Genomic DNA, 12,058 nt, shown 5'->3' with positions numbered 1-12,058 from the left:
CGATCAGTCCTCGCCGTGCATCTTCGCCCACCGGGCCCGGAGCGCGGGCGCGCGGTCGGCGTTGCCGCGCAGGTCGGCGTACCTCTCACCGTGGGCCCAGAGCAGCGCATCGTCGAGGCGACGTACGGCGCCCGGCGGGTAGCGGTAGCCCATCCGCTCGCGCAACGCGTCCTCGTCGACGGAGCGGAGGGTGTCGCCGAGCGCGGCGAGCGAGGTGATGCCGAGCTCGAGGAGCAGCGCGGAGATCCAGGTGTAGTGGTCGGTGCGCGACCAGCCGGCGTCGGCGTACTGACCGGCGAGGAAGGCCGCCAGCTCGCGCGGGCTGATCCGCGGGTCGTCCTCGTCGAACGGGTCGTCCTCGCCGGTGGCGGCGGAGCCGGCCGGGCCCTGCAGCAGGTCGCGGATGGTGGAGAACTCACGGTCGGCGAGCTCGAGAAGACCGGCGGCGAGGGTGAAGCGGCGGTCCAGCTCGAGGACGTGCTCGGGCGGGACGCTGCCCTTGTAGCGGATGTCGTGCTCGAACTCGGCCCACGCGTGCTGCAGCACGGTGCGGATCTGGATCGCCGCCTGGTGCCCCTGCAGCGGGCCGTCGGAGCCGGGCTCGAGCCCGACCAGCAGGTGGCGGCTGGAGTAGCCGAACCGGCCCTCGCTGGCGGTCTCCTGGCCGAGGTCGCGGTCGTCGTGGACGACGACCTGGTCGTCGAGGAGGTCGACGACTGCCTGCACGTCACTGTGGACGTAGGTGATGACGCGGACGCCGACCTGGTCGGTGATCTCGTGCAGGGGGTCGGTGTGGAGCGGGCGCCCGTCGACGGTGCGGGCGGCCTTCGCCGCGAAGGAGGAGACCGACTTCGTGCGCCCGGTGACGGTCAGGTAGTTGATGCCGGCCTCGTCGAGGATCGAGGTCACCAGCGCCACGAAACCGTCGGTGACGGCGCGCAGGCCGGGCTGCAGCTCGGCGTAGCGGCGTACGGCGGAGCCGACGTCGAGCGGCGGCGAGCCGCGACGCGGGCGCGGGGTGGGCTCGAGATCGGCGGGCAGCGTCGGGGTGACGATGTAGCCGGTCTCCAGGTCGCCGTACGTCGTGGTGTGCTCGGGCCGACGCTCGGCGAACAGCCCGATGTAGGCGCACACGACGGCGTCGACCTGGTCCTCGACGACGCGCAGCTCGCTCTTGCGGGTCGCCGTCTCGGCGGCGGAGCGCAGCTCCTGCCAGACCGGGAGTGCAGCGACGTGCAGCGGCGGCTCGGCGGCGGCCAGGCCCTCGACGAGGCCGATCAGCACGACCAGCTCGGCCCGGAGCTGCTCGAGGTCGCGACCGGCCTTGTCCTTGTACTTCAAGGTCCGGCCAAGGCGGAACAGCGCGACGGTGGCGGGGTGCGGGTAGACCTCGATCGCGCGGCGCGGCCGGCGCGAGCGCGGGTTGATGTCGAGACCGAGCCTGGCCGCCACCCGAGCCGCGCGGGGCTGCTCGCGGAACTCCGGCTTGCCCCGGTTGGAGGGGTGGGCGCCGGCGTCGAAGCGCGCGAAGTCCTTGTTGAGCGCCGCCTCCGCCGGCCGATTGCCGGTCTCGTTCGGTACGACGATCGGCGCGTCGATCGCGACCAGGCAGTCCCCCTCGACGTACGGCGCCAGCGCGGCGACGATCTCGTCGTCGTCCTGGACCGCCGCGACCGTCACGAGGGTGCCGTCGCCGTCGACGACCGCGAGCCCAGTGGGCCTGCGGTCGCCCCAGGCGAGGTCGATCCCGACGAAGTGCATGCTCGGCAGGGGGTCAGCCGCGGTTGAGCGCGACGGCCTCGCGGACCAGCGCGATGAACGCGTCGTCGTCGATGACCTCGCCCTCGAACACGTCGACCGCGCGCCGGACGCCGGCGTCCATGCTGGCGTTGAAGATGCCGGTCGGGTCCTCGAGCGAGGCACCCTTGGCGAAGGTGGTCTTGACCTTGTCCTTGTAGGTCTCGACGGTGCAGACCAGCCCGTCGGCGCTGAAGGTCGGCACGCCGTCGGGGTTGGAGGCCTTCTTCCACTTGGCCTCCTCGACCACGGCGGGCTCCGCCGCCACGATCAGGGACCGGATCTTCTCGACGGTGTCGGCCCGCCAGTCAGCGCTCATGGAGCGACCCTATCGAGCGACGAGCACCCCGCCGCGCTTGTAGGCACGCAGCAGCGGCGTGGCGGCGACGTGGTCGACCCCGTCGGTCCAGGCCGGGTCGGTCAGCAGCGCGCGCAGCCCGTCGACGTCGCGGGTCGTCACGTCGACGAGGAGCTGGTCCTCGCCGGCGACGAACGCGCAGTAGCGCACGAGCGGGGACGCGACGAGCGCCCGGCCGACCGCGTCGACCCGGGCAGGCGGGACCCGCACGCTCAGCAGCGTCTCGACGGGAAGGCCGAGGAGGGCGGGCTCGACCACGGCACGGATCCGTAGCGCGCCGCGGTCGACGAGCTGCTCGACCCGGCGGCGGGCGGTGGCGTCGGAGCAGCCGAGGAGCTCGGCGACGTCCTGCAGCGGGGTGCGGCCGTCGGCGACGAGAGCGTCGATCAGTGCCAGCTCGCCCTCGTCGAGCTGGAAGTGCGTCTCGGGCGAGAAGGGCTCGGCGGGCGCGGCGCCCCCGAGTGCGGCACTCTCCTCGGCGGTGAGCAGGCCCGGCGACCACTCCGCGATCGTGCGGAAGTACAGCAGCGCGGCGTCGACCTGCACCCCTTCGACACCGTCGAGGGCGGGCAGCTCGTCGAGCACGAGGCCAGGAACAGCGGCATACGGCGTCATCACCTCGGCGACGACCTCCGGGGCACGACCGACGGCGTACACGAAGACGGTGTCGCGGCGGGCCGCGACGGCCGCGGCGACGGAGGAGGTCGCGCCGGCCCGGCAACGCACCCGCACGAGATGGGTCGGGTTGGTGTTCGGCAGGCCCACGACCTGGACGGTGCGCTCCTCGAGCAGGGCCGCACCGCGTCGGGCGACGGTGCGCACGGGCTCGTCGAGCACCTCGGCGATCTTGCGCCAGGACGCGCGCCCGTCGACCTGCAGGGCACCGACGATCCGCTGCGACAACGGGTCCAGGGGGGCACTCGACACCGGGCCAGTATCCGGCACCCGACCTCGCGAACCGGGCAGCACGGCTTTCATGTTCATGAACGCCTCGCCATTTGTCTCATTTCATTCTTTTCATTTGATCTCTTGACCTGAATCGACATCATGGCAAAGACTGTGGCTCAAACAACAGTGTGGCGTGAGTCACCCGGCGATTCCGGGCCCGCCGCTCGAGCACCTCTGGAGGAGTTCCGTGGTCAACGACCTCACCGAAGCCACCGCCCGCGAGCTGGTCGAGGGCCAGCAGCAGGGCGCGTTCTCCGCACGGGAGGTGCTGGCGGCCCACCTCGAGCGGATCGACCGGCACAACCCGACGGTCAACGCGATCGTGACCCTCGACCGCGAGGGCGCCGAGCGCGCCGCCGCCGCGGCTGACGACGAGGCCACGCGGCGCCGGGCGGCCGGCGTACCCCTGGCACCGCTGCACGGCGTCCCGATCTCGTTCAAGGACACCCACGCCACGGCCGGCCTGCGCACGACGTACGGCTCCCCGCTGCACGCCGAGAACGTCCCGACGGCCGACGACGAGGTCGTTCGCCGGATCCAGGCGGCGGGCGCGGTCCGGGTGGGCAAGACCAACGTGCCGGAGTTCGCGGCCGGCTCCCACACCTTCAACGAGGTCTTCGGCGCCACCCACAACCCCTACGCGATCGGCCGCACCGCGGGTGGCAGCAGCGGTGGCGCGGCAGCGGCACTGGCGGCCCGCTTCCAGCCGATCGCCGACGGCAGCGACATGGGCGGGTCGCTGCGCAACCCGGCCGGGATGTGCAACGTCGTCGGCCTGCGCCCGACGCCGGGTCTGGTCCCCGAGCCCACCACCGGGGTCGCCTTCACTCCCCTGGCCGTCTCCGGCCCGATGGGCCGGACCGTCGACGACACCGCCCTGCTGCTCTCCGTGCTGGCCGGTCCCCACCGCGACGACCCGCTCTCCCACCACGGCGACCGCCCCGGCTCCGCACCGGTCACGCCGGCCGACCTGCGCGGCCTGCGGGTCGCCTGGGCGCCGACGCTCGGCGGCCGGGTCCCGGTGGAGGCCCAGGTGCTCGACGTGCTCGAGCCCGCGGTCAAGGTCTTCGCCGAGCTCGGCGCGCACGTCGAGGACGCCTGCCTCGACCTCGACGGCTCCGACGATGCCTTCCGCACGCTGCGCGCCGCCGAGTTCGACCTGATGTGGGGCCACCTGCTCGACGAGCAGCCCGGCGCGCTCAAGCCCGACCTGGTCTGGAACGTCCGCCAGGGCCAGGGGCACTCCGGCCGCGACGTGATGCAGGCGTTCGCCGAGGTCACCCGGCTGCAGCGGGCCGCGCACCGCTTCTTCGACGAGTACGACGTCCTGCTGGCCCCGGTCAGCCAGGTCGCCCCCTTCCCGGTCGAGCAGCCGTGGCCGACGGACATCGAGGGCACGGCCCTGCACACCTACCTGGACTGGATGGCCGCCAGCTACCTCCTCACTCCCCTCGGCGTGCCTGCGATCTCGGTGCCGGCGGGGTTCACGCCCGGCGGGCTGCCCGTCGGCCTCCAGGTCGTCACCCGGGCCCGCACCGACTCCGCGCTGCTCTCCATCGCCGCAGCATTCGAAGCAGCGACCGGCCACGGCCGTTGCACCCCTCGCCTCCCGGAGGACCTCTCGTGACCTCGTCCGCCCCCACCCTCGCCAGCCCCCGGCGGCTCGCGATCGCCGCCGTACCGGTCGTCGGCTTCCTCGCCACGCCGCTGCCGTTCGTCAACGGCCCCCACCTGTGGTTCGGCCTGCCGTCCGTCCTCGTCTGGACCGCCGTCTGGGTCGTCGGCACCGTCGTCGCCCTCCAGATCGTCGAGGCGAGCTACCGCCGCGACGGCGGGGCGGCAGCGGACGCCGCCGAGCTCGCCGCGTCGGACGCCCAGCACGAGACCGAGGAGGAGCAGCGATGATCCTCACCACCGCCATCATCATCGGCATCGTCGCTCTCGGCGCGCTCGGCATGAGCGGGCGGCGCAGCACGAACATGGCCGACTGGACCGTCAGCGGTCGCGGCTTCCCGCGCTGGACCTCCTGGTTCCTCCAGGCCGGCGACTCGCTGACGACGTTCAGCTTCCTCGGCCTCGCCGGCATCGCCTTCGGGGGCGGCGTGGTGGGCGTCTTCGCCCTCGCCTACCTCTCGATCTGCTCGATCGGCCTCTACTTCGTCGCGCCCCGGATCAGGCAGCTGGGCGAGGAGCGCGGCTACCTCACGCAGGCGGACTTCTTCACCGACCGCTTCAACAGCCCGGCCCTCGGCAAGGTGTCCGCCCTCGTCGGCGCGATCTTCCTGCTGCCCTACCTGCAGCTCCAGATCACGGGCCTGGGCCTCATCGTCGAGCTCGCGACCGGCAGCGAGGCGGGACGCGGCCTGTCCATGGTCGTCGCGAGCCTGCTCGTCGTGGTCTTCGTGGTCTGGTCCGGGATCCGCGGCATCGCCCGCGTCGCCGTGGTCAAGGACGTGCTGATGATCGCCGCGCTGCTGATCGTCCTGGGCGGCGCCGTCTTCGGCATCGCCGGCATCCCGGACACCTTCGCGCACGTCCACAGCGTGGGACCGCAGCTGCTCGACCTCAGCCAGCCCGGCTGGGACACGACCTTCTTCCTGACCGCCGTCATCGTCACCAGCATCGGCGCCGGCCTGAACACCTTCCCCCACCTGTGGCCGCCGGTCCTCGCGGCCAAGTCGGGCGAGGTCCTGCGCAGCAACTACAAGTGGCTCGCGCTCTACCAGCTGATGCTCTTCGCCCCGATCATCGTCGGCCTCACCGCCACCCAGGAGCTCGCGGCCGACACGACCGGCAACCACGTGCTGCTGGACACCGCCAACGCGACCCTCCCGTCGTGGCTGGTGGCCGTCGTCGCCATCGCCGGCGCCTCCGCCGCCATGGTGCCGGCAGCGGCGATCGCGATGGGGATCTCCTCGCTCGTGTCCACCAACCTGGTGCCGGTGCGCGAGTCGCTCCGGTTCCGGCTGAACACGGTGTTCGTCATCGTCGCGATCGGCCTGTCCCTCGTCTTCGGCCTGGCGAACTCCGACATCGCCTCGCTGCTGCTGCTCACCTACGGCGGACTCACCCAGATGGCTCCGGCAACCCTGATCGGCCTGCGCCGGAAGGTGACCGTGGGCGCGGTGCCGGTGCTGCTGGGCATGGTCGTCGGTGTCGTGACGGTCGCCTGGATCACCTTCTTCGAGGTCCCGATCGGCAGCTGGGACTCCGGCCTGATCGCGCTCGCGCCGAACCTGGTGGTGCTGGTCGTGGCCGAGACCGTCCGGCGCCGCACCAGGACGACCACGCCGTCCGACGCCCGCGACGCCGCGATCGCGACCGCCTGACGCGCACCTCGGAGGCCGTGTTCACTGGGTGAACGAATGGTGAACGTGACACCATTCCCCGGTGAACACGGTCCCCGTCGCGCTCTGGCGCCTCCTCGTCGTCGCCAGCGCGGCGAGCGGGGTGGTCCTCGCGGCGCGGGAGTACGACGTGTGGTGGACCGCGCTGTCCCAGCTCTCCAACCTCGCCGTGGCCGTGTGCTTCCTCGGCCTGGCGGTGCGCGAGCCCCGCTCCCCCTGGCTGCGCGGCGCGCTGACCACCCTGATGGTGCTCGTCGGTCTGGCCTACGTGCCGATGCAGAACGGCAACCTGTGGCACGCCTGGTCGCTGCTCGAGCACGTCGTGACGCCGTCACTGGTCGTGCTCGACTTCGTGCTGGTGGGCCGCAACCACCACGCGGTGCGCTGGTGGCACCCGCTGAGCTGGCTGGTGCCGCCGACGGCGTACCTGCTCTGGTACGTCGGCGACCACCTCGCCGTCTACGCGGCGCTCGACGCCGCGCACCCGGCGCAGTTCGGCCAGCGGATCGGGATGCTGCTCGGCCTGCTGTTGACGACCGGGTTCGCGCTCTACGCGCTGGGCCGGCGGCGGGTCGCCCAGCCATCTGCTGAACCGATGCATTGATCCAAAAGGATTCGTTTGCCAGAGGACCCGGATCGTCTGGACCATGGGTGGTGCGCCTCACAACCTTTGGAGTAGAACCATGACCGACCAGTCCGTCGTCGAGAAGCACACCATCGGCTACGTCCCACCGCAGGACCGCCACGGCAAGGTCCGCGACCTCTTCACCCTGTGGTTCGGGACGAACATCGCCCCGCTGCCCGTCGTGACGGGCGCCGCCGGTGTCACCGTCTTCGGCCTCGACCTCTTCTGGTGCCTCGTCGCCATCGTGGTCGGCCACCTCGTCGGCGGCGTCTTCATGGCGCTGCACTCGGCCCAGGGCCCGCAGATGGGCATCCCGCAGATGATCCAGAGCCGCGGCCAGTTCGGCTCGTTCGGCGCCCTGATCGTCGTCGTGATCGCTGCTGTCATGTACCTCGCGTTCTTCGCCTCGAACATCGTGCTCGCCGGCCAGTCGCTGCACGGCATCGCCGACCCGATCCCCGTCGAGGCGGGCATCGTGCTCGGCGCACTGGGCTCGGGCCTGATCGCCGTCATCGGCTACAAGGTCATCCACTCGCTCAACAAGGTCGCCACCTGGGTGCTCGGCATCGGCATCGTGCTCGGCACGCTCGCCATCTTCGTCGCCGGCGTCCCGGCCGGCTTCTGGACCCAGGGCGGCTACAGCACCGCCGGCTTCCTCGCGACCGTCTCGCTCGGTGCGCTGTGGCAGATCGCCTTCGCGCCCTACGTGTCCGACTACTCGCGCTACCTGCCCGCCGACGTCGGCGTCCGCGCGACCTTCAAGGCGACCTACCTCGGCTGCACCCTCGGCTCGATCCTGCCCTTCGCGTTCGGTGCGATCGTCGCCCTGGCGATGAAGCCCGGCGTCGAGGTGATGACCGGCGTCCGCGACACCACCGGCGCCTTCGGCACCCCGCTGCTGGTCCTGTTCCTGCTCTCGGTCATCAGCCACAACGCGCTGAACCTGTACGGCACCGTGCTCTCGATCATCACCTGCGTGCAGACCTTCGTCGCCCGCTGGATCCCGACGGCCCGCAGCCGGATGGTGCTCTCGCTCGTCGTGATGGCCGCGTCGACGTACTTCGCCATCGGCGTCTCCGGCGACTTCATCGGGCACTTCGTCGACATCGTGCTCGCGCTGCTCGTCGTGCTGGTGCCGTGGACCGCGATCAACCTGATCGACTTCTACCTGATCCACCGCGGCAACTACGACCTCGACTCGATCTTCGCGGCCGACGGCGGCATCTACGGCCGGTTCAACGGCCAGGCGATCCTCGCCTACGTCATCGGCATCCTGGTCCAGATCCCGTTCATGGCCACGCCGCTCTACACCGGCCCGATCGCCGACAAGCTCGACGGTGCCGACCTGAGCTGGATCATCGGCCTGGTCGCGACCGCTCCGGTCTACTACTTCCTGGCCCGCGGCCGGAAGCTGGCCCCGAGCGAGCTGGCGACGCCCGTCGCCGCCTGACCTCGCACCCCTGCCGAAGGGCAGGTCGCCCCGGATCAGTCCGGGCGGCCTGCCCTTCGTGCTGCCCGGACCGAGGACCGGAGGAACGCCTGGGCCCGCGCCGTCAGCCGGACCCCCTTCATCGAGGCCAGCACGATCTCCAGCGGCTCCACCGGGTCGGTGATCTCGAGCGTGACGACCTCGGCGCCGTCGTACGTCGTGTGGCTGGCCGGTCGCTGGTTGAGGACCGACCAGCCCTGGCCGTTGGCCACCATCGCCCGCACCGTCTCGAACCCGGCGGTTCGGTGCCGGATCTCGGGCCGGAAGCCGGCCGACGCCACGATCCGCTCGAGGTACTGGCCGCTGTGCGGCAGGTCGAGCAGCACCATCGGGTCGCCCTCGAGCTCGGCGAGGGCGACCTTCTTGCGGCGGGCCAGGCGGTGTCCCTTGCCAACCAGGACGTACGGCGCCGCGAGGCCGATCCGGACGTGGTCGATGTCGTCGTCGAGGTCGTAGCCGTACATCAGCGCCAGCTCGCAGCGCCCCGAGCGCAGTGCCTGCTTGAGGACGGCGTGCTCGTCCTCGACCACCGAGACGTGGATGCCGGGGTGGTCGGCCTCGCACGCCGCCAGCAGGCGCGGCAGCTCGAAGGGACCGAGGGTCGTGAAGCAGCCGACCGCGAGCTCGCCGACGAGCGCCTGACCGGCCGAACGGGCCACCTCGACCAGCTCGCTGGTGTGCACGAGGTAGCTGCGCAGCTCGCGGTGGAACTCCTCGCCGGCCGCGGTCAGCGTCAGTCCGCGCGCGTGGTGGCGCAGCAGCAACTGGACCCCGAGCTCCTTCTCCAGCTGGGCCACGGCCGTGGACACGGCCGACTGGGAGACCATCAGCTGTCTGGAGGCAGCCGTCATGCTGCCCTGCTCGGCAGCCGCGGCGAAGTACCGCAGCTGGGTCAGGGTGAAGGCAGGTTCGGCCATGCGGCCATCCTGCCGCAGGTCAGGCCTCGTGGGAGCCTGACGCGTCGAGGTTCGCGAGGGTCTCGGGGCGCAACAGGGCGTCGAGGACCTCCGGATCGATCCCGCCGGTGGCCAGGGCCAGCTCCCGGACGTCACCGGCGCCGCTCAGCGCGGCCTTGGCGATCTCCGCTGACCGGGCGTAGCCGAGCAGCGGCGTGAGGGCGGTGGCCAGGCCGGCGTTGCCGGCGGCTGCGGCCGCGAGCTTGGCGGCGTCGACGGTGATGCCGTCGACGCACAGCTCACGCAGCGAGTCGAAGGCGGCCGCCGTCCAGGTGAAGCCCTGGAGCAGGCCGTGGCCCATCACCGGCTCGAACGCGTTGAGCTGGAGCTGTCCGGCCTCGGCGGCCATGGTGACGGTGAGGTCGTTGCCGATCACCCAGAAGGCGACCTGGTTGACCATCTCGGGGATCACCGGGTTCACCTTGCCGGGCATGATGCTCGACCCGGCCTGACGGGCAGGGAGCTGCAGCTCGGCGAGTCCGGCCTGTGGGCCCGAGCCGAGCAGTCGCAGGTCGTTGCAGATCTTCGAGGCCTTGACGACCACGCGCTTGAGGACGCCGGAGACCTGGACGAAGGCGCCGGTGTCGTTGGTCGCCTCGACGAGGTCACCTGCTCCCACGACGGGCAGGCCGGTGATCGCGGCAAGGTGCTCGACCGCGAGCCGGCGGTAGCCCGGGTGGGCGGTGATGCCGGTACCGATGGCGGTGGCGCCGAGATTGATCTCGCACAGCAGCACCCGCGAGTCGGCCAGCCGGGCGAGCTCCTCGCGCAGCGTCGTCGCGAACGCGCCGAGCTCCTGGCCCACCGTCATCGGGACCGCGTCCTGCAGCTGGGTGCGGCCGATCTTCAGCACGTCGCGGAACTCGTCGGCCTTCGCCGCGAACGCCTCCGCCAGGGCGGCCGTGGCCACCGAGACGCGGTCGATGGCCGCCACCAGGGCCAGCCGTACGGCGGTCGGGTACACGTCGTTGGTCGACTGGCACCGGTTCACGTGGTCGAGAGGGTGGATCTCGTCGTAGCTGCCCCGCGGCAGCCCGAGCAGCTCCAGCGCCCGGTTCGCGACCACCTCGTTGGCGTTCATGTTGGTCGAGGTGCCGGCCCCGCCCTGGATCACGTCGACGACGAACTGGTCGTCGAGCAGGCCGGCCCGGACCTCCTCCGCTGCCGCCGCGATGGCGTCGTAGCGGCGTTCGTCGAGCAGCCCGAGGTCGCGGTTCGCCCGCGCGGCCGCGAGCTTGACCGCGCCGAGCGCGGCGACGAGCTCGCGGTGGCTGCCGACCGTCGTACCGCTCACGGGGAAGTTGCGCAGCGCCCGGGCCGTGTGGACGCCCCAGTAGGCCGTCGCGGGGACCTCGTGCGGGCCGAGCGAGTCGTGCTCGGTGCGGGTGGGGAACACCTCGGTGGTCATCGTGCGGTCGCCTCCCCGGCAACGTCGAGCGCGGTCCAGGCCAGCGCGGTGGCGGCGTCGAGCAGCGCCTTCTCGGCGTCGCCGCCGACGCAGTGCGCGGCGAACTCGGGCTGGTGGTTGAGCGCCGTGCCCGAGTTGATGCCGATGTAGGGGTGGATCGCGTTGACCACCTGGGAGACGTTGCCCATGTCGGTGGAGGCGCGGTTCATCCGTCGCGCAGGTGAGGTCTCGTCGAAGGTGCGCCCCAGGTCCTGCGCATTGCGCCGGTAGGCCTCCAGTGCCGGCGCGAAGGTGCGGAACTCGGCGTACGGCTTGCTCTCGGGGGTGATCTCCAGGCTCGCGCCGGTGGCCAGCGCCCCGGCCTCGAAGCACTTCCAGACCCGGTCCTCGGTCTCGGCGAGCTGGGCCATCGACTCGGCGCGGACGTACCAGCGGCCCTCGGTGCGCGCCGGGATCGCGTTGGGCGCCTCTCCCCCGTTGGTCATCACGCCGTGCACGCGCACCGACGGCGGGAGCTGCTGACGCAGCATGCCGATCGCGACCTGCGCGATGGTGAACGCGTCGGCGGCGTTGACGCCCTGCTCGGGGTACGCCGCCGCGTGGGCCCCCTTGCCGCGGTACTCCACGTGGGAGTGCGACACCGCGAACGGCTCCGCCTCCGCGACGTCGACCGGAGCCGGGTGGGCCATCATCGCCAGGTCGAGGCCGGCGAAGGCGCCGCGCTCGAGCAGCTCGATCTTGCCGCCGCCGCCCTCCTCGGCCGGGGTGCCGTAGACCTCGATCGTCAGGCCGGCGGCGTCGGCGAGCGGGGCCAGCGCGCGGGCGGCGCCGACGGTGATCGCGGAGATCAGGTTGTGGCCGCACGCGTGGCCCAGGCCCGGCAGGGCGTCGTACTCGGCGCACAGGCCGAGCCGGAACGGGCCGCTGCCGATGGTGGCGCGGAAGGCGGTCTCCAGGCCGAGGTAGGCCGGCGTGACGTCGTACCCGACCTCGGAAAGGGCCTCGGCGACCCAGCGCGAGGAGTTGTGCTCCTCCCAGCCGAGCTCGGGGTTGGCGTGGAGCTGCTCGGAGAGCGCGATCAGGCGCTCGGCGTCGGAGCCGATCGTGGCGGCAGCGGCCTGCTTGGTCAT

Annotated in this window: 11 protein-coding genes; 5 read left to right on the top strand and 6 right to left on the bottom strand. The window is 71.8% G+C overall.

The annotated features are described in order from the left end of the window. Window positions 1-3 precede the first annotated feature (3 nt). The 3 genes from ACZYRU_RS12500 to ACZYRU_RS12490 are packed head-to-tail and all read right to left on the bottom strand — an operon-like array spanning window position 4 to window position 3,082. On the bottom strand, window positions 4-1,761 hold the full coding sequence (locus ACZYRU_RS12500) for a DUF429 domain-containing protein (protein ID WP_488957428.1): 1,758 nt from the start codon (window positions 1,759-1,761) through the stop codon (window positions 4-6). A 13-nt stretch (window positions 1,762-1,774) separates the two neighbouring features. Continuing rightward, the gene (locus tag ACZYRU_RS12495; protein ID WP_488957427.1) at window positions 1,775-2,116 is read right to left on the bottom strand and encodes a DUF1801 domain-containing protein; all 342 of its coding nucleotides are present in this window, start codon (window positions 2,114-2,116) and stop codon (window positions 1,775-1,777) included. Between the two features lie 9 nt (window positions 2,117-2,125). Next, a complete protein-coding gene (locus ACZYRU_RS12490) occupies window positions 2,126-3,082 on the bottom strand; it encodes an AsnC family transcriptional regulator (RefSeq protein ID WP_488957426.1) in 957 nt (318 codons plus the stop codon). 208 nt (window positions 3,083-3,290) lie between these two features. On the opposite strand from ACZYRU_RS12490, the gene ACZYRU_RS12485 reads away from it, so the two are divergent. From ACZYRU_RS12485 to ACZYRU_RS12465, 5 genes are all read left to right on the top strand, one after another. Further along, complete coding sequence (locus ACZYRU_RS12485) at window positions 3,291-4,730, top strand: amidase (RefSeq protein ID WP_488957425.1); 1,440 nt, start codon at window positions 3,291-3,293, stop codon at window positions 4,728-4,730. Continuing rightward, window positions 4,727-5,008, top strand: a complete 282-nt coding sequence (locus ACZYRU_RS12480) for a hypothetical protein (protein WP_488957424.1) — start codon at window positions 4,727-4,729, stop codon at window positions 5,006-5,008. The genes ACZYRU_RS12485 and ACZYRU_RS12480 overlap by 4 nt, the downstream gene beginning before the upstream one ends. Next, window positions 5,005-6,432, top strand: a complete 1,428-nt coding sequence (locus ACZYRU_RS12475; RefSeq protein WP_488957423.1) for a sodium:solute symporter family protein — start codon at window positions 5,005-5,007, stop codon at window positions 6,430-6,432. The genes ACZYRU_RS12480 and ACZYRU_RS12475 overlap by 4 nt, the downstream gene beginning before the upstream one ends. Before the next feature lie 61 nt (window positions 6,433-6,493). Beyond that, window positions 6,494-7,054, top strand: a complete 561-nt coding sequence (locus tag ACZYRU_RS12470; RefSeq protein ID WP_488957422.1) for a hypothetical protein — start codon at window positions 6,494-6,496, stop codon at window positions 7,052-7,054. 79 nt (window positions 7,055-7,133) lie between these two features. Further along, window positions 7,134-8,525 (top strand): purine-cytosine permease family protein, encoded by a 1,392-nt coding sequence (locus ACZYRU_RS12465; protein ID WP_488957421.1) that lies wholly within the window; start codon window positions 7,134-7,136, stop codon window positions 8,523-8,525. A gap of 35 nt (window positions 8,526-8,560) precedes the next feature. On the opposite strand, the gene ACZYRU_RS12460 is transcribed toward ACZYRU_RS12465, so the two are convergent. The 3 genes from ACZYRU_RS12460 to ACZYRU_RS12450 are packed head-to-tail and all read right to left on the bottom strand — an operon-like array spanning window position 8,561 to window position 12,058. Continuing rightward, window positions 8,561-9,481, bottom strand: coding sequence for a LysR family transcriptional regulator (locus tag ACZYRU_RS12460; RefSeq protein WP_488957420.1), 921 nt, complete (start codon window positions 9,479-9,481; stop codon window positions 8,561-8,563). A gap of 19 nt (window positions 9,482-9,500) precedes the next feature. Beyond that, complete coding sequence (locus tag ACZYRU_RS12455) at window positions 9,501-10,928, bottom strand: aspartate ammonia-lyase (protein WP_488957419.1); 1,428 nt, start codon at window positions 10,926-10,928, stop codon at window positions 9,501-9,503. Beyond that, window positions 10,925-12,058, bottom strand: coding sequence for a M20 family metallopeptidase (locus ACZYRU_RS12450; RefSeq protein ID WP_488957418.1), 1,134 nt, complete (start codon window positions 12,056-12,058; stop codon window positions 10,925-10,927). The genes ACZYRU_RS12455 and ACZYRU_RS12450 overlap by 4 nt, the downstream gene beginning before the upstream one ends.

The sequence above is a fragment of the Nocardioides sp. F233 genome (genome assembly GCF_057813895.1).
Note: the sequence above shows the minus strand (reverse complement) of the source record. Positions and strands in the feature narration are given on the sequence as shown.

Bases quoted from the DNA above. Each gene is read 5' to 3' on its own strand.
- ACZYRU_RS12465 (WP_488957421.1), top strand. From the start codon at position 7,134: ATGACCGACCAGTCCGTCGTCGAGAAGCACACCATCGGCTACGTCCCA.
- ACZYRU_RS12495 (WP_488957427.1), bottom strand. From the start codon at position 2,116: ATGAGCGCTGACTGGCGGGCCGACACCGTCGAGAAGATCCGGTCCCTG.
- ACZYRU_RS12455 (WP_488957419.1), bottom strand. From the start codon at position 10,928: ATGACCACCGAGGTGTTCCCCACCCGCACCGAGCACGACTCGCTCGGC.
- ACZYRU_RS12500 (WP_488957428.1), bottom strand. From the start codon at position 1,761: ATGCACTTCGTCGGGATCGACCTCGCCTGGGGCGACCGCAGGCCCACT.
- ACZYRU_RS12460 (WP_488957420.1), bottom strand. From the start codon at position 9,481: ATGGCCGAACCTGCCTTCACCCTGACCCAGCTGCGGTACTTCGCCGCG.
- ACZYRU_RS12450 (WP_488957418.1), bottom strand. From the start codon at position 12,058: ATGACCAAGCAGGCCGCTGCCGCCACGATCGGCTCCGACGCCGAGCGC.
- ACZYRU_RS12475 (WP_488957423.1), top strand. From the start codon at position 5,005: ATGATCCTCACCACCGCCATCATCATCGGCATCGTCGCTCTCGGCGCG.